Below are 21,040 nucleotides of genomic sequence, written 5' to 3' on the forward strand. Positions count from 1 at the left end.
GGCCGCGGTCAGCGCGTGATCTGACGTCCGGCGCCATGCTCGGCGTCGTACGCGGCGAGGGCGTCCACGCTGCCCGCGGGAAGCTCCACCGGAGCGCCGAGGTCGTGTCTCACCGCGATGAAGGTGAGCAGCAGCTGGCGTTGCAGCCCGAACATCTGGCGTTCCTGCTCCGGATTGACGTGGTCGTATCCGAGCAGATGCAGGATGCCATGGATGGTCAGGAGCATCATCTCCTGGAGGATGCCGTGGCCGGCGGCGGCGGCCTGCTGCGCGGCCACCCATGGGCAGATGACGATGTCGCCGAGCACGCCCTCCATGACGGTCTTGCCGTCCCCGGGACGCAATTCGTCCATGGGGAAGCTCATCACGTCGGTGGGGCCCTCGAGGTTCATCCAATGCTCGTGCATCTGCGCGATGGGCTCCGGATCGACGAACAGGATGGTGAGGTCGGACTGGGTGCTCACCTTCATCTGGTCGAGCACCCATACTCCGAGGTCGGAGAAGAGTTTGGGGTCGATCGTCCATACGGTCTCGTTGGACACGTCAACGCTCATCGTTGTCCTTTCGGTCCTGATTCTGTGGGTCCCGGGCGCGTTCCCGGTCGGTCGCATCCGTCTTCCCGGCGGAGGGGTCCGTCGTCCCGTCCCCGCGTCCGCGCCGGCCTTCGCGGCGTCGTCCGGCACGGGACATGGCGCGGTGGTCGCCGTCCAATCCTTCGTTGCGGTTGTACGCCTCGACGATGAGTCCGACGAGATGATGCCGGACCACGTCCTCGGGGCTCAGATGCACGAAGGCGATGTCCTCGATGCCGCCGAGGATGCGCTCGATGGTGGCCAGTCCGGACCTGGGCACGGCGAGGTCCACCTGCGTGATATCGCCGGTGATCACCATCTTCGTGTTGAATCCGAGCCTGGTGAGGAACATTTTCATCTGCTGCTCTGTGGTGTTCTGGGCCTCGTCGAGAATCACGTAGGCGTCGTTGAGGGTGCGTCCACGCATGTAGGCGAGCGGCGCCACCTCGATGGTGCCGTCGTCCATCAGCCGTTTCATCTGATCGGCGCCGAGCATGTCGCCGAGGGCGTCGTAGAGCGGCCTCAGGTACGGATCGACCTTGTCGTTCAACGTGCCGGGGAGGAAGCCGAGGCTCTCCCCCGCCTCGACGGCGGGCCGGGTGAGGATGATGCGGCGCACCTGTCTGTCCTGGAAGGCCCGCACCGCCTTGGCCACCGCGAGGTAGGTCTTGCCGGTGCCGGCCGGTCCGATGCCGAAGGTGATGGTGTGTGATTCGATGGCGGCCACGTACGCCGCCTGTCCGACCGTCTTCGCCCGCACCGGGTTGCCGGCGGCGTACGTGATGACGCCGGGCACGGTGGGTCGGCGGCGGTCCTCGCCGTCATGCCGGGCGCGGTTCGTCTCCATGCGCTGCAGCGCCTCGACGGCGCGTCCATGCCCCGGGTGGGCCGTCCGCGTGCGGTTGTCGAGCACATCCTGGTCGATGAGCCGGCGGACGGTGTCCGCATCCATCGGCGCGGTGTGCGCGGCTTCGATGATGGTGTTGACGAGGTCCTCCGCCTTGGATGCGTCGCCTTCGGTCTGCCGAGAATGGGAGACGATGGCCACGCGGTTGCCGCGCACGATGATCGTCAGGTCGGGGAACGCCCGTTCGACTTCCCTGATGACTTCGTCGACGGGGCCCAGAACGGCGACCGGGTCGAGTTGGGAGGGGATGGTGATGGTTCGTGTTGTGGTCGCCACGGAATCCTTCCTGTTCGCCTGGTCGCCGTTCTACTCGTCGAGCACTTCGCCGGTGAGCACGTGCGCATGCACGTGGAAGACCGTCTGTCCCGCGTCCAACCCCGTGTTGAACACCAGACGGTAGGCGCCGTGGAAGGCGTCATCGGCGATGTGCTGGGCCACTTCGACCATGTGGGCGAGCTGCTCCGGGTCCGCGGCGGCCAGCTCGGCCGCGTTGGCGTAGTGCTTCTTCGGCACGACCAGCACGTGCACCTTGGCCTTGGGGTTGATGTCCTTGAAGGCGTAGGTGGTGTCGTCCTCGTAGACCTTCTCGCTGGGAATCTCCCCCGCGATGATCTTGCAGAACAGGCAGTCGTCCGATTCGCTCATGGTCGCTCCTTGCATTCGTCCTCGTTCGGTTTCCGTATGCCAGCTTACCGCGTGCCCGTTACGCGCGCGGCCCATCGGTCACGCGTATCGTCCCAACGCGCGGCTCAGCAGCGAAAGGGCCACCGGGCCTGCGGCGGACGCGCGCAGGATGTTCGTCCCGAGGCGCACGCTGTGCGCGCCGGAGTCGACGAACTCCTTCACCTCGTCCTCGCTGATGCCGCCTTCGGGGCCGACGACCACGTGGATGATGCGCGGCCGTCCGTCCGCCAGGCAGCGTTCGGACAGCTCCCCCGTCAGTCCCTCGATGGAGCTCCAGGTGTCGGTGGCGTCCTGATGGAGCACGATGACCAGGTCGCCGTGCACGTTCGCCCTGAGACACATCGAGACGATCTGCCGGCTGGTCACGCACGGCGCAAGCTCCGGCCGCCATGCGCGTCGGGACTGCTCGGTGGCGGCGTCGAGCACGCTCCCCCACTTGCGGTCCGTGCGTCCGGCCTTCCATTTGGCGATGGAGCGGTCCGCCTGCCATGGGACGACCTCGTCGACGCCGATCTGGGTGGCGACGTCGATCGCCTGCTCGTCGTGTCCGGTCTTCGCCAGCGCCTGCACCAGGGACAGGCGCGTCACCGGCGCCGGCTCTCGCGTGAAGGCGTGGACCTCGACCAGTCCGGCGTCGGGGTCGTCCATGACCGCCTCGATGCGCAGTCCGCGGCCGTCGGAGAGCTGAAGGCCGTCGCCGCGCCGGAGCCGCATGGCCTGCACGGCATGGCGGCGGACCGCGGCGGGCAGCGTGATCTTCCATCCGGCGTTGAGCTCGTCGGAGTTCACCGGCACGTCGTCATGGTCGGGGTCCAAGAGAAACAGTGCGTTCGTCATGCCTCCAAGGCTATCAACACCGACACGACACGCCGATGATTGCATGCCTGCGAATCGATGCTAATCTATCTTTTCGTTGCCAAACAGCGACACCTGCCCGGGTGGCGGAATGGTAGACGCGCTAGCTTGAGGTGCTAGTGCCTATTTTTTAACAGGCGTACGGGTTCAAGTCCCGTCTCGGGCACAGACGAAACCCCTTGGAGACAAGGGGTTTTCTCGTATCCGATGACGTTTCCCATCCATTCCCCTAAGGAGCACCCATGCGCTTCGTCCATCTTGAGTCCATCGACGACGAGCGCGTGTCCGCATACGTCAACCTCACCGAAATCCAGCTGCGCAACAGGCTGGAGCCGGAGAAGGGCCTGTTCATCGCCGAATCGCCGAAGGTCATCGACCGCGCGTTGGCCGCCGGACGCGAACCCATCTCCCTGCTGGTCGAGGAGCAGTGGATCGCGGGCATGGGCGACGAATTCTCCTTCATCGACGAGCATTGGGGCCCGGACGTCCCCGTGTACGTGGCGTCGCCCGAACAGCTGCGCCGGCTGACCGGCTATCGGCTGCACCGGGGCGCGTTGTCCGCCATGCGCCGCTGGGCGCTGCCCACGGTGGAGGAGGTCTGCGCCGGCGCGACGCGTGTGGCGGTGATGGAGAACATCGTCGACCACACGAATGTGGGGGCGCTGATGCGTTCCGCCGCGGCGCTTGACGTCGATGCGGTGCTGGTCACCCCCTCCTGCGGTGACCCGCTCTACCGCCGCGCGGCGCGTGTCTCGATGGGTACCGTGTTCCAGATTCCCTGGACGCGCATCGGAGGGGACGACAGACGCTACTGGCCGTTCAAGGGCGTCGACGAGCTCAGGTCACTCGGCTTCACCACCGTCGCCATGGCGTTGGAAGACGATTCGATCAGCCTCGACGAGCTCACCCGCCGCCTCGACAACGACCCGTCCGAGGCCGACCACATCGACAAGCTGGCGCTCATCTTCGGCACCGAAGGCGACGGACTGTCCCGGCACACCATCGCGCGCGCCGACCTCACGGTGAGGATTCCGATGGCCCACGGCGTCGACTCCCTCAATGTGGCCGCGTCCAGCGCGGTCGCCTTCTACGCCACGCGCCCGCATCGGCGGTGATCGGCCGGCGCATCGCCCCGCACGTACGCCGGCAAACGAACAGGCGCCGTGTGCATGTCGGTACGTCGCGGACATCCGATGTGAAGCGGAATCTGTGAGCCATGTCACATCGTCGAGCGATGGACACGCCGGACGCGCGACGCGTCCATTGCTTGCGTGTCGCGGTTTTTGTGCAATCATTGTCAGTGTGAAGCCGGGGCAAGGATGCTCGGCTTACGGACCCGAGCGGCGTGGAAAGGCGCTGGCAGTTGTTGAGAGGAGCAACGTAAGACAATGGCGAAAAACAAGCAGAAGATTCTATCGATCGTGCTCGCTGGCGGCGAGGGCACTCGCCTCATGCCGCTGACCCGCGACCGCGCGAAGCCCGCGGTGCCGTTCGGCGGCGTGTTCCGTCTCATCGACTTCCCGCTGTCCAACTTGGTGAACTCTGACTACCGCCACATCGTCGTGCTCACCCAGTACAAGTCCCACTCCCTGGACCGTCATATCTCCCAGATGTGGCGCTTCTCCTCCCTGTTGGGCAACTACGTCTCCCCCGTCCCGGCGCAGCAGCGCCTCGGCAAGCATTGGTATCTCGGTTCCGCCGACGCCATCTACCAGACCATCAACATCATCGAGGACGTGCAGCCTGACATCGTCGTGATCGTCGGCGCCGACCACGTCTACCGCATGGACTTCGGACAGATGGTCCAGCAGCACATCGAATCCGGCGCGGAGTTCACCGTGGCCGGTATCCGCCAGCCGATCGAGCAGTCGAAGCAGTTCGGCGTCATCGACGTGGATCCGGAGCACCCGAACCAGATCAAGAGCTTCCTCGAGAAGCCCGACACCTGCGCGGGTCTGCCGGACGATCCGGGTTCCTTCCTCGCTTCGATGGGCAACTACGTGGCTAACACGGACGCTCTGTTCGACGCGCTGGCCAAGGACGAGAAGAACGAGAACACGAAGCACGACATGGGCGGCGACATCGCCCCGTACTTCGCCGCCCGCGGCGAGGCCGGCGTGTACGACTTCAACACGAACGAGATTCCCGGCGCCACGCCGACCGACCACGCCTACTGGCGCGACGTCGGTACGATCAAGCAGTTCTACGACGCGCACATGGACCTCATCGCCTACGTGCCCGAGTTCAACCTGTACAACCAGGCGTGGCCGATCTACACGAACTCCGGCACGCTGCCGCCGGCCAAGTTCGTGCATGCCGGCCGTGACCGTCTCGGCCACGCGACCGATTCGATCGTCTCCCCCGGCGTCATCGTCTCCGGCGGCGAGGTGCACCACTCCGTGCTCTCTCCGAACGTGCGCATCCACTCGTGGGCGCAGGTCGTGGACTCCGTTCTGTTCGACGGCGTGATCGTCAACCGTCGCGCTCGCGTGTACAAGGCGATCCTCGACAAGAACGTCGTGCTCACGGAGAACTCCACGGTCGGCATCGACACCGAGCATGATCTCGCCCGTGGCTTCACGGTCACTCCGGAAGGCATCACCGTGGTCCCGAAGGGCACCGTCGTCGACGACTGACGGTCCTGAAAACGTCTGAAGGCCCCGAACCGGAACGGTTCGGGGCCTTCGCGTATCCGTCCACCGATCGGATTGAATCGGATCGGTCGAATCGGTCGAATCAGTACTTGGGCAGGTTGTCGAAGTTGAAGCCGAGCGCCGCGAGCTGGTCGCGCCCCTCCGGAGTGATCTTGTCCATCGTCCAGCGAGGCTGCCACGTCCAATCGATGCGGAACTCCTCGACGAGACCGGCGAGCGTACTCGCGCACTCGTCCTCGATGAGGTCGGTCAGCGGGCATGCCGGCGTGGTCAGCGTCATCGTGATGATGGCGCGGCCCAGGTCGTCGATCTCGATGCCGTAGACGAGGCCCAGGTCGATGACGTCGATGCCGAGCTCCGGGTCGATGACCTGATGGAGCGCCTCGCGCACGTCCTCGGCGGTGGCACGGCCGATGTCGTCGACGAACTTCAGCGGGATGTCGGCGTCATCCCCGTGATCGGGCTCGTCGTGGCCGCATTCGCTCTTCTTGTGCCGGCCGCAGGCGCACATGTCGTCTCCGGCGGCGCCGGCCCCCGCCTCGGCGGGACGGCCGTTCGGGAAGCCCTTGGCCAGGGCGGGGTTGGCCATCACACGGCGCGCGGCCTCTTCATCCTGCAGGACGCCGTTGACCGCGTCGAACACGGTGGGCTGCGGTTCGGGCACCAGGTTATCGCTCATTGTCACTCCATACCTAAAGGGTTGTGTGGTCTACTCTACGCGGGCGCAATCCTGTTGTCACCCGTCTTCGCTCACTGCTTGGCGGCCAGCGCCTTGGCGATGGAGTCCTTGAGACCCTCCCAGGCGAGCAGCGCGCATTTGATGCGCATCGGGTACTTCGACACGCCCTGGAACACGATGCCGTCGCCGAGGCTCTCCTCGGCGGTCTCGTCGTCCAACCCCTTTCCACGGGATTCCATGAGCTTGTGGAAGGTGCGTTCGAGCTCCATGGCCTCGTCCACGGTCTTGCCGTCCACGAGATCGACCATGACGGACAGGCTGGCCTGCGAAATGGAGCAGCCCTGACCGTCCCATACGACGCGTCGGATGGTGTAGGGCTCCTCGTCGGAGACCTCCACGTGGACAGTCGCCTCGTCGCCGCAGGTGGGGTTGAACTGGTGGGATTCGCCCGGCGTGCAGTATTCGTGGGTGGCGCGGACGACGGTGTCGCCCGTGGACTCCCCCGCACCCTCCTTCGTCAGGTCCGCCGCGAAATGCTCCTTGCCATGCGGGTTCTTCGCGGCCTCGAGGATGACCTCCTGGTACATCTGTTCGAGGTCGTCGCCGCTCATGCCGTAATCGTTCATAATCACCTCAATATAGCGCCCTCCCCATGACCGGTGGGGAGGGCGGAATCGTATGTCGCGTGCGGTCAGGCGCCGAAGAACTTCCGGATGCCCTTCGCGGCCTCGACCAGGGTCTGCGCGTCCTCCACGGTGTTGTACACGCCGGAGGAGGCGCGGTTGGAGGCGTACAGCCCGAAGTGCCGGTGGACCGGCTGGGCGCAGTGATGGCCCACGCGGATGGCGATGCCCTGCGCGTCGATGTATTGGCCGACGTCGTGCGGGTGGACGCCCTTCACGTCGAATGCGACGGTGCCGATGCGGTCCACGTTCTCACGGGGGCCGAGGATGCGGATGCCGTCGATGTCGCCAAGCTTGAGCAGTTCGGCGGCGATGGTCTTTTCGTGGGCCTCGATGTTCTCGAGTCCGATGTTCATCATCCATTCGGCGGCGACGCCCGCGGCGACGACCTGCGCAACCGGCTGGGTGCCGGCTTCGAACCGGGCCGGGGGCTCCATGTATTGGGCCGGCTGGTCCATCCATGCGAGCTCCACCATCGAGCCGCCGAAGCTCGCCGGCGGCAAGGCCTCGAGCAGTTCGCGGCGGCCGTAGAGGAAGCCGACGCCGGTGGGACCGTACATCTTGTGCGCGCTCCATGCGGCGAAGTCGACGTCGAGCGCGTGGAAGTCGACCTTGAGGTGCGGCACGGACTGGCATGCGTCGAGGATGAAGACGGCGCCGACCTCGTGCGCGCGCTTGACGATGGGGACGATGTCGGTGATGGCGCCGGTGGTGTTGCCCACGTGCGTGACGGCCACGACCTTGGTACGGTCGGTGATGACCTCGTCGAGGTCGTCGGTGCGGACGCGCCCATCCTTGGTCAGGTCGAGCCACTTGAACGTGGCGCCGGTGCGGTAGGCGAGCTCCTGGAACGGCAGCAGCACGGAGTGGTGTTCGGCCTTGGAGACGACGATCTCGTCGCCGGGCTTCAGGGCGAAGCGCTTCGCGGCTGCTCCCCCGCGGCCGAGCGACGCGTTGCCGAACGCGGTGGCGAGCAGGTTCAGGCCGGCGGTGGCGCCGCCGGTGACGACGATCTCCTCCTCGCCTTCCTCGGCGTTGGCGCCGACCAGCTTCGCGATCTTGGCGCGCGCCTCCTCGAACGCCATGGTGCTGCGGGCCGCGAGCTCGTGAGCACCGCGGTGCACGCCGGCATTGATCGTGCGGTAGAACTCGCTCTCCGCGTCAATGACGCACTGCGGCTTCTGCGAGGTGGCCGCCGAGTCGAGGTACACGAGCGGATGCCCGTGAATCTCCTGCTTCAGAATCGGGAACTCGTCCCGGATCGCTGCGAAATCAACCATGTGTCTCCCCTTCCGCCGGGTTTCTCCTCCGGCGCTCAGGCCAGAGCGGACTCGGAGTCCGCGCCTTCCGGCAGGTACGCGTCGTAGCCGTTCTCCTCGAGCTCGTCGGCCAGCTCGGGGCCGCCGGTCTTGACGAAGTGGCCGTCGGCGAACACGTGCACGATGTCCGGCTTGATGTACTTGAGGATGCGCGTGTAGTGCGTGACCATGAGGATGCCGAACTGGTTGGCCTCCTTGGCGCGGTTGACGCCTTCGGACACGATGCGCAGCGCGTCGACGTCGAGGCCGGAGTCGGTCTCGTCGAGGATGGCGAACTTCGGCTTGAGCAGTTCGAGCTGGAGCACTTCGGCGCGCTTCTTCTCACCGCCGGAGAAGCCTTCGTTGACGGAACGGGACGCGAACTTCGGGTCCATCTTGAGACGCTTCATCGCCTGGGACAGCTCGCGCGCCCAGGTGCGCACGGACGGCGCCTCGCCGTCGATCTCGGTCTTCGCGGTGCGCAGGAAGTTGGTCATCGAGACGCCCGGCACCTCGACCGGGTACTGCATGGCGAGGAAGAGACCCGCCTTGGCGCGCTCGTCCGGGGTCATTTTGAGGATGTCCTGGCCGTCGAGGAGCGCTTCGCCGGAGTCGACCACGTACTTGGGGTGGCCGGCCAGCGTGTAGGCGAGGGTGGATTTGCCGGAGCCGTTGGGGCCCATGATCGCGTGGGTCTCGCCGGAGTGGACGGTGAGCGAGGCGCCCTTGAGGATCTGCTTCGTGCCTTCCTTGGTTTCGACGTGGACGTGGAGGTCCTTGATTTCGAGAGTGGACATTGAATCTCCTAAAACCTGAAAATGCGTGTTGTTGCTTGCTGCGGGGCGTTACTTGTCTTCGAGCACCTGCGCCATGGCCGCGCTTTCGCCGCGGGCCAGTCGCCGGTCGATGACGTCCATGAGGTGGTCGGAGACGGCCGGGATGCCGATCTCCTCGACGAGTTCGCCGAAGAAGCCGCGCACGACGAGCTTGCGCGCCTCGGCCTCCGGGATGCCTCGGGATTCGAGGTAGAACAGCTCCTCGTCGTCGAAACGGCCGACGGAGCTCGCATGGCCGGCGCCGATGATGTTGCCGTTCTCGATCTCGAGGTTCGGCTCGGAATCGGCGATCGCCCCCGGGGTGAGGACGAGGTTGCGGTTGAGCTCGTAGGAGTCGGTGCCGGGGGCCGTCGGGGCGATCAGCGCGTTGCCCACCCACGTGGAGTGCGCGCCCTTGCCGTCGAGCGCGCCCTTGTAGACGACGCGGCTCTTGCAGTCGGGGTGGTTGTGGACGACCATCGTGCGGTGCTCGATGTGTTCGCCCGGGTCGACGAAGTAGATGCCGAGCATGTTGAGGTCGCCCTGTTCGCCGCCGAAGTCCTGGTCCATGCGGATGCGCACGACGTCGCCGCCCAGCGTGACGACGGCGTGGCGCAGGGACGCGCCTTCGCCCACGTGGATGCGGTGGTTGCCGACGTGCTTGGCGGTGCGGTCCCATTCCTGGATGAAGGTGGTGGAGACGTGCGAGTCCTTGCCGGTGACGATTTCGACGCCTTCGGCGAGCTTCGCGTCGCCGTCGTGTTCGACGACGACGTCCGCGTGCGCCCTGTCGGCGGCGGCGATGACGAGGTGGAACGCGTCGAGGTCCTCGCCGGCGCCGTGCACCTTGACGAGCACGGGCCGGGCGATCTCGCCTTCGAGCCGGATGATGGTGGCGGTGGCGCCGGAGTTCCATTCGACGGCGGAGACGCGGTCGTTCGGTTTGGAGACCGTGCCGGACTCCTTCTCGCCGAGCTTGACCTGCTCGACGGTGACGCCCGCGGCGAGCGGCGAGCCGTCGATCATGCCGACTTCGATCTGCGTCTCGCCGGACGGCGTGAACGGCTCGAAGAATTCGGCGATGCGTTCGACAGGCGTGTAGCGCCAATCCTCCTGCTTGCGGTCCGGCACCGGGAATGCGTCGACCTCGAACGAGCGGGGCGCACGGTCCGCGCTGGACGGCATGGCCGCCGGCACCTTGTACGGGTCGTTCGGATCCGCGACGGGGATGTTGAGTTCTGCTGCGTTGTTGTCCGCCATGGGAATCAGCCCACCGATCCTTCCATCTGCAATTCGACGAGTCTGTTGAGTTCGAGCGCGTATTCCATCGGCAGCTCACGGCTGATCGGCTCGACGAAGCCGCGCACGATCATGCCCTGCGCCTCCTCTTCGGACAGGCCGCGGCTCATCAGGTAGAAGAGCTGGTCCTCGGAGATCTTGGAGACGGTGGCCTCATGCGCCATCGAGACGTCGTCCTCGCGCACGTCCACGTGCGGGTACGTGTCGGAACGGCTGAAGTCGTCGACGAGCAGCGCATCGCACACGGTGGAGTTGGAGGAGCCTTCCGCGCCCTTGACGATCTTGACGAGGCCGCGGTACGCGGAACGGCCGCCGCCGCGGGAGATCGACTTGGCGACGATCGTGGACGAGGTGTGCGGGGCGAGGTGGATCATCTTCGCGCCGGTGTCCTGGTACTGGCCCTTGCCGGCGAAGCCGAGCGACATGGTGCTGGCCTTCGCGTACGGTTCGGCGAGGATGCAGGCCGGGTACTTCATCGTGGCCTTGGACCCGATGTTGCCGTCGACCCATTCCATCGTGCCGCCCTCGCGCACGTAGGCACGCTGGGTGACGAGGTTGTACACGTTGTTCGACCAGTTCTGCACGGTGGTGTAGCGCACGCGGGCGTGCTTCTCGACGATGATCTCGACGATGGCGGCGTGCAGGGAGTCCTCGGACCAGATCGGGGCGGTGCAGCCTTCGACGTAGTGCACGTAGGAGCCTTCATCGGCGATGATCAGGGTGCGTTCGAACTGGCCCATGGCCGGGGTGTTGATGCGGAAGTACGCCTGCAGCGGGATGTCCACGTGGACGCCCTTGGGCACGTACACGAATGAGCCGCCGGACCACGCCGCGGTGTTGAGGGCGCCGAACTTGTTGTCCTCCGGGGGCACGACGGTGCCGAAGTACTTGCGCACGAGGTCGGGGTATTCGCGCACGGCGGTGTCGGTGTCGACGAAGATCACGCCCTGCTTCTTCAGGTCCTCCTGGATGGAGTTGTAGATGACCTCGGACTCGTACTGGGCGGCGACGCCGGAGACCAGACGGTTCTTCTCCGCCTCCGGGATGCCGAGACGGTCGTACGTGTTGCGGATGTCGTCGGGCAGCTCATCCCAGGTCTTGGCCTGCTTGTCGATCGGCTTGACGTAGTACTTGAAGTCGTCGGCGTTGAAGCCGGTCAGGTCGACGCCCCATTTCGGCATCGGCTTCTCGAGGAACGCCTTGTAGCCGCGCAGACGCATGTCGAGCATCCACTGCGGCTCGCCCTTGTCGGCGCTGATGCCGCGGACGACGTTTTCGTCGATGCCCCTCTTGGCGGCCTCGCCGGCCGCGTCGGAGTCATGCCAGCCGTAGCTGTAGTCGCCGAACTGCTGGATGATCTCGTCGTCCTGTCTGATCTTCTCCTCGTTGACGCGGGACCTGTCGGCCACGTACTGGCTCATCTCCACGTCAGCTGCGGCGTTGGGTGCCTGGGTGTCACTCACCGTACACTGCCTCCAATCGTTCATAAGTTCCTACGCAAACCTAGCAGAAGGTACGTCGCAACTCCATACCGACACCGTATGTCGGCTGTGCGCGCAACGTGAGTTTGGTTACGGAACGGAACCGGCGGCGGGCCGTCGTCGCCTGCGCATCGTACGCGAAAGGGCGTCGGCCACGACATCGATGAAGGTCATGGCCGACGCCCTATCGGCGATCCCGTTCCGCTCCCCTAGAGGAGAACGAGAGGTCAGCGCTCACGCTGGTGGTCGAGCGCGGCCTTGACGAGGCCCGCGAACAGCGGGTGCGGCTTGGTCGGGCGGGACTTGAACTCCGGGTGCGCCTGGGTGGCCACGTAGAACGGGTGCACGTCCTGCGGCAGTTCGACGAACTCGGTGAGCTCGCCGTCCGGGCTCTGGCCGGAGATACGCAGGCCGCCTTCGCGCAGACGGTCCTTGTATGCGACGTTGACCTCGTAGCGGTGACGGTGGCGCTCGGTGACGTGCGTGGTGCCGTACAGTTCGGCGACCAGCGAACCCTCCTCGAGCTCGGCCGGGTAGGAGCCGAGGCGCATGGTGTGGCCCATGTCGCCCTTGCCGGCGACGATGTCCTTCTGCTCCTCCATGGTGGCGATGACCGGGTTGGCGCAGTCCGGCTCGAACTCGGTGGAGTTCGCGTCCTCGATGCCGAGCACGTGGCGCGCGTACTCGATGACCATGGACTGCAGGCCCAGGCACAGGCCGAGGGCCGGCAGCTTGTTCTCACGCGCGAACTTCAGAGCGCCGATCTTGCCTTCGATGCCACGGATGCCGAAGCCGCCGGGGATGACGATGCCGTCGATGTTGTCGAGCGCGGCGGCCGCGCCCTCCTCGGTCTCGCAGCGGTCGGCCGCGACCCACTTGACGTTGACCTTGGCCCAGTTGGCGAAGCCGCCGGCCTTGATGGCCTCGGTGACGGACAGGTAGGCGTCCGGCAGGTCGATGTACTTGCCGACAATGGCGACGTTGACCTCGTGCTTCGGGTGGTGGACACGCTCGAGCAGGTCCTCCCACTCGTCCCAGTCGACGTCGTGGAACGGCAGGCCGAGCTCGCGTACCACGTACGCGTCGAGGCCCTCGTCGAACAGGATCTTCGGCACGTCGTAGATGCTGTTGGCGTCCACGCAGTTGACCACGCCTTCGGCGTCCACGTCGCACATGAGGCTGATCTTGTCCTTGATGGACTGGTTGAGCGGACGGTCGGAGCGCAGCACGAGCGCGTCCGGGGAGATGCCGAGCTGGCGCAGCATCATGACGGAGTGCTGGGTGGGCTTGGTCTTGAGCTCGTGGGCGGCGGAGATGTACGGCACGAGGGAGACGTGCACGAACATGCAGTTGTCGGAGCCGAGGTCGCGGCGCACCTCGCGGGCCGCCTCGAGGAACGGCTGGGATTCGATGTCGCCGACGGTGCCGCCGATCTCGGTGATGATGACGTCCACGTCGTCGCTCGCCTGGGCGCGCATGCGGGACTTGATCTCGTTGGTGATGTGCGGGATGACCTGCACGCACTGGCCGAGGTATTCGCCGGCGCGCTCCTTGCGCAGCACCTCCTGGTAGATCTGGCCGGTGGTGACGTTGGCCTTCTGGGAGAGGAAGACGTCGAGGAAACGCTCGTAGTGGCCGATGTCGAGATCGGTCTCGGCGCCGTCCTCGGTGACGTACACTTCGCCGTGCTGGAACGGGTTCATGGTGCCTGGGTCGACGTTGATGTACGGGTCGAGCTTCTGCTGCAGCACATGCAGGCCGCGGGAGCGCAGGAGACGGCCGAGGGAGGAGGCGGTCAGGCCTTTGCCGAGGGAGGAGACCACGCCGCCGGTGACGAAGATATGCTTGGTGACGTGCTCTTGCGAATTGCCATGTGTTCTTCTAACCATGGAATTTCACTCTATCACCCGTGCGTGACGCGGCGTGTTCGCACGGCGCCGGAGGCGTCGGTCGGAATCCGTCTCACAGCAGTCCCTTTCTGGTGAGCACCGTATACAGGCGGCTGCCGTCGTAGTACCAACTGACGTCGAATCGGTCGAACGAATCGGACAGCATGCCGTCGTCGGAGCTCGTCTCGTTGAACCGTGTCCGAATCGAGTCGGGCATGTGGAGCCGGTCGAACACGCAGTCGGGGATGGCATCGGACATGACGGCGAGGGACTGGTGGTCGCCGGACAGCAGCATCACCCCGTCGTCGAGCGAGTAGGGCGTCTGGTCCTCCCTGACGTATTCGTCGTAGTCCGAGGTCTCGGTGCCGCACGCCTGCGCCGTACGGTACAACGTGTTGCGCGAGGAGGAGACCACGATGACGCAGACCAGCGCGACGACCATGACGGCCGCCGCCACCGCGATGACGATGCCCTTCGTCTCCGCGGACAGGGTGGCGATGCCGGCATGCGGCTTCGGGGGTGCCGGCTGAGGCGCGGGAGCCGGCGCCGGCTGCGCCTGCGGACGCGTCCCCTGCGGCATCGGCCCATCACCTATGGGATACGCTGCGCCGCCGGAGTCCCCTTCCTGCCCGATATCGAGCAGCTTGGCACCGCATCGCGTGCAGAACGATTGGCTCGCGGACGCTTCGGCGCCGCATTTGTGACAGAACATGATCAGTCCCCTTATGCTGTTGTCGGTCCTACCGTCCCTTGGGACGTGTCAGGCCTCTTTGTCGCTGATCAGCAGCAGGACGCCGCTGACGAGGTTCACGAAGATCAGGTTCGCGATTGCGAACGTGGCGCCGTTGGGCTTCTCCCCCGTGGAGATCCGCCAGCTGTATACGGTCATCGGAATCATCCAGGTCAGGCAGATCAGGAAGAGGAATCCGATGAAATCCCCCGAGGCGAACGTGGCCAGCCCGGCGAGGCCGTACAGCGCGCAGAACACGATGTTGACGACGGCCGCCACCAGGCGCAACGTGTAATCCCGGCTGGTCCTGACGTATCCCTTCGGCGTGAACGCGGTCGCCGGAGCCTGCATGGGCGCGTATGCGGCCTGCTGAGCCCCAGGCTGATATGCCGGTCCCGAAGCCGGTCCCGACGCGGATCCGGACGCCCATCCCCGCCGGCCCGTGTCGCCGGGCGTCGCGTCAGGCACGGACTTCGCTCCGCAGCGCGGGCAGAACGCCTGATCCTCCACGACGACCTTCGCGCCGCAATGCCAGCAGAACCGCGGCGCGTCCTCCTGTCTCCGCTGTTCCTCGAGGTTCGCGCCGCATCGCATGCAGAAGGTCTGACCGTCCTTCGCGGGTTCACCGCACTGCAGGCATTCCATGATGGTTCCTCCTTCGTTCGCCGTCAGTTCGTCGCCGGCCTGATATCATTCGGCCCATTGCCGCACGATCGAGGCGTACAGGGCATTGGCGGACTTCACGGAGTCGGCGTCGCCGTCGACCATGCCGGCTTCGATGTCCAGATACACCTTGTCCGTCGCACCGTCCGCCTGTGCGTCGTGATCCCGTCGTGTCTCGATGGTCAGGTCGACGTTTTCGAGGTAGTGGGAGGATGTCACAGACCACCCCGCATCGTCGCCGTCATCGGTGTCGTTCTCAGGCCGTCCCGCGGTGTCCGCGAAGAACTGCACCACGTCCTCGTCCCTTTGCGGGGCGCCGCCCAGTTCCTTCCACACGCATTGCGCGAGAGCCCGGTTCCCGTCCACCGGACTGGACGCGTCCGTACCGTCCAGAGTCACCTGCAGGCGGTCGCCCGGGTAATACGTCATGCGGATGTCCCCTCCGTCATGGTGGGCGGACGTTTCACAGGCGAGGAACATGTCGCCCAGCGTCGAATGCGGTGTCCAGGCCGGATAGTCGTCGATGCCTGCGCGGAAATATGTGCGTGAGACCACGTCGGAGGCCATGGTCAACGCCACGCAGCACAGTACCGCGACCGCGGCGGACAGTATGGACAGCGTCATCGGCAGGATGACGGCCAGTACTCCGCCACGGCCCGTGACGCCTCCACTGTTCATGGCGGCTTTCCTGATGCGCCACACGTGCCATGAGGATGCGGCCATGGCGATGGCGACGACGACCAGCGGCACCGTGCATGCGATGACGATGTTCCTGTGTTCCACGACCGTCCAGGACCATCCGGCCGTCACGGCACCGATCGCGATCGCGCCGCCGATGACCAGCAGCGCGGCGACGAGGAATCCGCGTCTCGTGTCACGCCATCGTTCCATGGCGAGTCCGGCGGTCGACGGATCCTTCTGTTCCGCATCGCCGTCGGCGTTGGCTTGCGGCGTGTCTGGGTCCGGGCCGATGACGGAATCGTCGATGGAAAGGTCGACCGGGATGTCGACGGTCTCCACGCCGGGTGGCCCAGCAGGCCGTTGATCGTCCTGTGGGACCGGCGGAACTCCGCCGCCGGCGACCGGTGCAGGGACTGACGGCGGCTGGACGGTTTCCGGTGCCGGCTTGGGCGATGCCGGTTCCGGGGTCTTCGTCACGATCGCGCCATCATCCATGAACTCGCGCAGGTCGGTGCCGCAACGGGCGCAGAACCGTGCGTCCGTGGGTAGCCTCATGCCGCATTTCGGACAGAACATGACGCATCTCCCCTAGTCCTGCAGGTAGTAGACACCGTTGTCGTACAGGTCGTTGAGGTCGCCCACGGCTCCGCTTGACGCGGCGTACGTGTACAGGAACGGCCGCGACGTGTCCGGCGGTGTGGAGGATAGCGGCGTGGAAAGGATCCCGCTCAACGTGTCCAGGTCGGCGCCTTTGCGTACGTAGAAGATGAGGGCCGGACGCGCGTAGATCTCGGCGTTCGAGTCCCACTGGCATTCGTCGGAGCCGGTACCGCTCGCGCAGATCAGGTCGTCGTCCGGGCCGTTCAATGTCAGCCCGAGATCGTTCTGGTAGAGCATATCGTACGAGTGATTCGACTCGAACGAGAGCGTGGTGGAGTCGCGGTACGGTTCGCCGAACGGCCACACGTCGCCGGCTCCCGCCACATGGGCGGAGCCGTCCCTGCCGATGGTGATGCAGGTGCCGCCGTTCTGGCAGTATCTGCCGGCGATGATCGAATAGTCGCCGTTGCCGCCCATCTTCAGGATGTCCGCGAGCGTGTAGTCGTCCTTCGATTTCCGGCTGTGGTCCACGGCGTCGACGGCCTTGTCCAGCCGGTCCGTGTCCGATCGCAGCCGGTCCGCGGCCTGCTTGAGGTCGTCGGTGGACATGCCCGTGGAGCATCTGCCGGAACCGTCCGAGGGGTCGGTGAGCTTTTCGATGAGCGCGGCGAGATCGCTCAGCGTCTTCTCGTCCTTCACGTCGTAGGAGTGGAGCTTTTCGACCCGCTCGTCGCCCTTGTCCACGGATTTCGAGAACGTGCCGCGCGCGTCCTTGCATGCGGCGTACGCGTCATCGTGCAGATGCCGTCTCCAGAACAGGATTCCTCCGGTGGCGGCGATGACGACGCACACGGCCACGACGGCGGCGATGACGATCGGCACGACGCGTCCGCGCCGTTTGGGACCGGGGACAGGCGAGAGAGGCGCGACGGGCACAGGAGGCTCCGGCGTGGCCGCCGGAACCTTCATCCCGCAATACGGGCAGAACGCCGCCTCTTCCGGGACCATCCCGCCGCATCCCGCGCACTGTCTCTCCACGTCGCCCTCCTCCGCATCACGGCGTCATAGCCGCGTCTATGGGAGCAACGCTACCCCCCCCGCGTGACGCTGTCAAACGGGGAGACGTTCGCCGCGACGTGCGGTCAGCCGTTGACCAGATGGGCCACGGCGTCCAGCGCGAGCTTGTATCCGTAGAAGCCCATGCCGGTGATGGTGCCGGTGGCGACCGGCGAGATGACCGAACGCTTGCGGAACTCGTCGCGCGCGGACGGGTTGGAGATGTGCACCTCCATAAGCGGCAAACCGGCGTCGCCCACCATGTGCGCGGCGTCGGCCAGCGCATAGCTGTAGTGCGTGAACGCGGCCGGGTTCATCACGACGGGCGTCTTCTCGTCGGCCGCCTGATGCATCCAGTGCACCATCTCGGATTCGTCGTCGGTCTGACGCACTTCGACCTCGAGACCGAGCTCGGCGCCCCACGCGGTGCACAGACGGCGCAGCTCCCCGAGATCCTGACGGCCGTACACGTCGGGCTGGCGCACGCCGAGACGTCCAAGGTTCGGTCCGTTGACGACGATGACTTTCGTGGGCATGGTTCTCTCGCTTTCTGTGGACTGTTCGTTGAGGGGACGACCGGGGGTTCAGTGCCGGATGCGTTCGAACGCCTCGCGGACGGCGTCCGCCGGCGGATCCTCCAGATGCATCATGTGCCCGGGACCACCGTCGAGGATGACGAAGCGCAGCATGTTGCCGCGGGCCTTCTTGTCCTTGTGCATGAGGGCGAGCACGTCCTCGAACGAGCCGCCGTCCCAGGAGGTCGGCAGGCCGAGCGAGCCGAGCAGCGAACGGTGATAGTCGACGAGGTCCTGGTCGATGTGGCCGAGCAGATGGGCCAGTTCGGCGGCGTACACGCAGCCCACGGCCACCGCGTTGCCGTGACGCCAGCGGAAGTGCTCGAGCTTCTCGATGGCGTGGGCGAGCGTGTGCCCGTAGTTGAGGAACTCACGCTTGCCCTTCTCCTTGAGGTCGGCGGACACGTGGTGCATCTTCACGGTGACCGTGCGTTCGATGAGTTCGGCCGTCACGTCCTCCAGCGGGGAGCCGAGGAACGTGGCACCGTCGAACGCGCGCAGCTCGTCGGCGTGCCGTTCGAGGATATGCAGGATCTCCGTGTCCTCGAGGAAGCCGGATTTCGCCACTTCGCCCAGGCCTTCGATGAAGATGTCGTTCGGCAGCGAGGAGAGGGTGGTGAGGTCGGCGAGCACGCCGGCGGGCGTGTAGAACGAGCCGACGAGGTTCTTGCCCGCCTCGGTGTTGATGCCGGTCTTGCCGCCGGTGGAGGCGTCCACCATGGCGAGCAGGGAGGTGGGGCAATTCACGTAGCGGATGCCGCGCATCCAGGTGGCGGCGATGAAGCCGGCGAGGTCGGTGGCCGCTCCCCCGCCCACGCCGACGATCGCGTCCGAACGGGTGAAGCCCTCGTCGCCGAGACGCCTCCACACGCCGTTGGCGACGTCGACGGTCTTGCCGGCCTCGGCGTCCGGCACCACGATGTCGGTCACGTCGTACCCGGCCTGGCGCAGCAGCGTGCGCGCCCTGTCGGAGTGACGCTGCACCGGGCGCGTGTGGATGAGCGCCACCTTGGCGACGCCCTCGCCCAGCACGTCGGCGAGATGGTTCAGCGCGCCTTCGCCGATGACCACGTCGTAGGGTTCGATACCGGTTCCGGTGACGTGCACCGTGCGTTCGGAGATCATGTTCATCACCTTCCTCGCCGCCTGCTGCGGCGTCTGCCTGCGCGTGTGCACATGCACGTTGGCGACTTCGCGGAACACGGGGTCCCGCTGCTTGTACAGTTTGCGCCAACGCGCGTTCGCGTCGCCGGAGAGCATGGGGCGTCCGCCTCCCCTGTTGGCGCGTTCCATGGCCTCGTGCGGGTCCGCGTCCAGATAGACGACGCGGCCGCCGCGTGCGATGTACGCGGCCAGCTCACGCTGTGTGGAGAGCGTCATCGGCGCTCCTCCACCAAGGGAGAAGATCCCGTCGAAGTCCTCGAGGAAGTCGGCGATGAGGTCCGCCTCCAGCTCGCGGAACGCGGGTTCGCCGTACCGTTCGAAGTAGGAGGGAATCTTCATGCCCGCCTCGCGTTCGATCTCGATGTCCGCGTCGGCGAACGGCAGACCCATCATGTGGGCCACCTCCTTGCCGACGCGCGTCTTGCCGGCCCCCATCATGCCGATGATGACGGCCTTCGGTTGCATGCTCATGTGTCTGGTACCTCCGGAAGCGAATCCGCTCAGCGCATGTGCTCCGGCCAGGAGGCAAGGTAGTTCTCGCAGTTGCGGCGGGTCTCCTCGAGGCTGTCGCCGCCGAACTTCTCCAACGCGTACTTGGCGAGGGTGAGACGGACCATCGCCTCGGCCACGACGGCCGCGGCCGGCACGGCGGTGGAATCGGAACGCTGGTTGATGGCCTGCGCGGCCTCGCCGTTGGCGACGTCCACGGTCCTCAGGGCCTTCGGGATGGAGGGGATCGGCTTCATGGCGGCGCGCACGCGGATCGGCTGTCCGTTGGACATGCCGCCTTCGATGCCGCCGGCGCGGTTGGTGAGCCTGGTGATGCGGCCGTCCTCGCCGGGCACCATCTCGTCGTGCGCGGCGGAGCCGGGACGCACGGCCTCGAGGAAGCCGTCGCCGATCTCCACGCCCTTGATGGCCTGGATGCCCATGACGGCGGAGGCGAGGGCCGCGTCGAGACGACGGTCGGATTCCACGTATGTGCCGATGCCGGCGGGAACGCCGTAGGCGATGACCTCGATGACGCCGCCGACGGTGTCCGCGTTGGCTTTGATTTCGTCGATGCGCTTAATCATGCGCTCCTCGGCGGCCTTGTCGAGCGTGCGCACCGGGGAGGCGTCGAGCGCGGCGACGTCGTCCGGCGTGGGCAGCGGCGTGTGGTCCGCATCCTCCACGCCGGCGCCGCCGATGGAGATGACGTGTGCGACGGTGCGAATGCCGTACGCCTGTTCGAGGAACTTCGCGGCGATGGAGCCCAACGCCACGCGGGACGCGGTCTCGCGCGCGCTGGAGCGTTCAAGCACGGGGCGGGCGTCGTCGAACCCGTACTTGCGCATGCCAGTCAAGTCGGCATGACCCGGGCGCGGGCGGCTCAGCGGGGCGTTGCGGCCTTCACGCGGGATGTCGTGGTCAAGCGGGTCGGCGCTCATGACCTCGGTCCACTTCGGCCATTCGGTGTTGGCGATCTCCACGGCGATGGGGCCGCCGAGCGTGGAGCCGTGGCGCACGCCGGTGAGCAGACGCACCTTGTCCTGTTCGAACTTCATGCGGGCTCCGCGGCCGTAGCCGAGACGGCGTCGCGCCAGCGCGTCCACCACGTCCTGGCTGGTGACCTCGACCCCGGCGGGCAGCCCTTCGATCATGGCCACCAGCGCCTCGCCATGGGACTCCCCCGCCGTCTGCCAACGCAACATATCCGTTCTCCTCCACTGTTCTGGCCGTTTCCCGCCTGTCGCCGGAAACGGTTGTTCGCGT

Annotated in this window: 20 protein-coding genes and 1 tRNA gene; 3 read left to right on the top strand and 18 right to left on the bottom strand. The window is 66.1% G+C overall.

Features of this window, described 5'->3' with window-relative positions; translation table 11 throughout:
• Positions 1-8: 8 nt before the first annotated feature.
• The 4 genes from ybeY to KIH78_RS00945 form a co-directional block, all read right to left on the bottom strand.
• Positions 9-554 (bottom strand): rRNA maturation RNase YbeY, encoded by a 546-nt coding sequence (ybeY, locus tag KIH78_RS00930; protein ID WP_214313464.1) that lies wholly within the window; start codon positions 552-554, stop codon positions 9-11.
• Positions 544-1,755: a PhoH family protein gene (locus KIH78_RS00935; RefSeq protein ID WP_219130852.1), complete on the bottom strand. Its 1,212-nt coding sequence runs from the start codon at positions 1,753-1,755 to the stop codon at positions 544-546. Before KIH78_RS00935 ends, ybeY begins: the two co-directional genes overlap by 11 nt.
• Before the next feature lie 30 nt (positions 1,756-1,785).
• Positions 1,786-2,124 carry a histidine triad nucleotide-binding protein gene (locus KIH78_RS00940; protein ID WP_214313473.1) on the bottom strand — a complete coding sequence of 113 codons (339 nt, stop codon included), beginning with the start codon at positions 2,122-2,124 and terminating at the stop codon, positions 1,786-1,788.
• A 78-nt stretch (positions 2,125-2,202) separates the two neighbouring features.
• A complete protein-coding gene (locus tag KIH78_RS00945) occupies positions 2,203-3,000 on the bottom strand; it encodes a 16S rRNA (uracil(1498)-N(3))-methyltransferase (protein ID WP_219130853.1) in 798 nt (265 codons plus the stop codon).
• A 95-nt stretch (positions 3,001-3,095) separates the two neighbouring features.
• On the opposite strand from KIH78_RS00945, the gene KIH78_RS00950 reads away from it, so the two are divergent.
• The 3 genes from KIH78_RS00950 (at position 3,096) to glgC (ending at position 5,654) form a co-directional block, all read left to right on the top strand.
• A tRNA-Leu gene (locus KIH78_RS00950) sits at positions 3,096-3,184 on the top strand.
• 76 nt (positions 3,185-3,260) lie between these two features.
• Positions 3,261-4,133 (top strand): TrmH family RNA methyltransferase, encoded by an 873-nt coding sequence (locus tag KIH78_RS00955; RefSeq protein WP_214313478.1) that lies wholly within the window; start codon positions 3,261-3,263, stop codon positions 4,131-4,133.
• A gap of 273 nt (positions 4,134-4,406) precedes the next feature.
• Positions 4,407-5,654 (top strand): glucose-1-phosphate adenylyltransferase, encoded by a 1,248-nt coding sequence (glgC, locus tag KIH78_RS00960; protein WP_219130854.1) that lies wholly within the window; start codon positions 4,407-4,409, stop codon positions 5,652-5,654.
• Positions 5,655-5,754: 100 nt separating this feature from the next.
• Here glgC and KIH78_RS00965 read toward each other — a convergent pair whose 3' ends face one another.
• The 14 genes from KIH78_RS00965 to aroC all read right to left on the bottom strand — a co-directional run bounded on the left by KIH78_RS00965 (position 5,755) and on the right by aroC (position 20,979).
• Positions 5,755-6,351: a metal-sulfur cluster assembly factor gene (locus KIH78_RS00965; protein WP_214313482.1), complete on the bottom strand. Its 597-nt coding sequence runs from the start codon at positions 6,349-6,351 to the stop codon at positions 5,755-5,757.
• Between the two features lie 71 nt (positions 6,352-6,422).
• A complete protein-coding gene (sufU, locus tag KIH78_RS00970) occupies positions 6,423-6,977 on the bottom strand; it encodes a Fe-S cluster assembly sulfur transfer protein SufU (RefSeq protein ID WP_219130855.1) in 555 nt (184 codons plus the stop codon).
• Between the two features lie 65 nt (positions 6,978-7,042).
• Positions 7,043-8,314 (bottom strand): cysteine desulfurase, encoded by a 1,272-nt coding sequence (locus tag KIH78_RS00975; protein WP_219130856.1) that lies wholly within the window; start codon positions 8,312-8,314, stop codon positions 7,043-7,045.
• Positions 8,315-8,349: 35 nt separating this feature from the next.
• Positions 8,350-9,129, bottom strand: a complete 780-nt coding sequence (gene sufC / locus KIH78_RS00980) for a Fe-S cluster assembly ATPase SufC (RefSeq protein ID WP_214313487.1) — start codon at positions 9,127-9,129, stop codon at positions 8,350-8,352.
• A gap of 48 nt (positions 9,130-9,177) precedes the next feature.
• The gene (gene sufD / locus KIH78_RS00985; protein ID WP_214313489.1) at positions 9,178-10,407 is read right to left on the bottom strand and encodes a Fe-S cluster assembly protein SufD; all 1,230 of its coding nucleotides are present in this window, start codon (positions 10,405-10,407) and stop codon (positions 9,178-9,180) included.
• Positions 10,408-10,412: 5 nt separating this feature from the next.
• Positions 10,413-11,933, bottom strand: coding sequence for a Fe-S cluster assembly protein SufB (gene sufB, locus KIH78_RS00990; RefSeq protein ID WP_274608246.1), 1,521 nt, complete (start codon positions 11,931-11,933; stop codon positions 10,413-10,415).
• A gap of 221 nt (positions 11,934-12,154) precedes the next feature.
• Positions 12,155-13,816, bottom strand: a complete 1,662-nt coding sequence (locus KIH78_RS00995; RefSeq protein WP_214313491.1) for a CTP synthase — start codon at positions 13,814-13,816, stop codon at positions 12,155-12,157.
• Positions 13,817-13,889: 73 nt separating this feature from the next.
• The gene (locus KIH78_RS01000; protein ID WP_219130857.1) at positions 13,890-14,528 is read right to left on the bottom strand and encodes a zinc ribbon domain-containing protein; all 639 of its coding nucleotides are present in this window, start codon (positions 14,526-14,528) and stop codon (positions 13,890-13,892) included.
• A 48-nt stretch (positions 14,529-14,576) separates the two neighbouring features.
• Entirely contained in the window at positions 14,577-15,191 is a 615-nt protein-coding gene (locus KIH78_RS01005; protein WP_219130858.1) for a double zinc ribbon domain-containing protein, read from the bottom strand.
• Between the two features lie 45 nt (positions 15,192-15,236).
• The gene (locus KIH78_RS01010) at positions 15,237-16,466 is read right to left on the bottom strand and encodes a zinc-ribbon domain-containing protein (protein ID WP_420830088.1); all 1,230 of its coding nucleotides are present in this window, start codon (positions 16,464-16,466) and stop codon (positions 15,237-15,239) included.
• A 12-nt stretch (positions 16,467-16,478) separates the two neighbouring features.
• Positions 16,479-17,372, bottom strand: a complete 894-nt coding sequence (locus KIH78_RS01015; RefSeq protein WP_219130860.1) for a hypothetical protein — start codon at positions 17,370-17,372, stop codon at positions 16,479-16,481.
• Between the two features lie 260 nt (positions 17,373-17,632).
• On the bottom strand, positions 17,633-18,082 hold the full coding sequence (locus tag KIH78_RS01020; RefSeq protein ID WP_219130861.1) for a type II 3-dehydroquinate dehydratase: 450 nt from the start codon (positions 18,080-18,082) through the stop codon (positions 17,633-17,635).
• A 48-nt stretch (positions 18,083-18,130) separates the two neighbouring features.
• The gene (locus tag KIH78_RS01025) at positions 18,131-19,756 is read right to left on the bottom strand and encodes a bifunctional shikimate kinase/3-dehydroquinate synthase (protein ID WP_219130862.1); all 1,626 of its coding nucleotides are present in this window, start codon (positions 19,754-19,756) and stop codon (positions 18,131-18,133) included.
• 29 nt (positions 19,757-19,785) lie between these two features.
• A complete protein-coding gene (gene aroC / locus KIH78_RS01030; RefSeq protein WP_219130863.1) occupies positions 19,786-20,979 on the bottom strand; it encodes a chorismate synthase in 1,194 nt (397 codons plus the stop codon).
• Positions 20,980-21,040: the final 61 nt, after the last annotated feature.

The organism is Bifidobacterium saguinibicoloris (assembly GCF_019331725.1).
Taxonomy (GTDB): Bacteria; Actinomycetota; Actinomycetes; order Actinomycetales; family Bifidobacteriaceae; genus Bifidobacterium; species Bifidobacterium saguinibicoloris.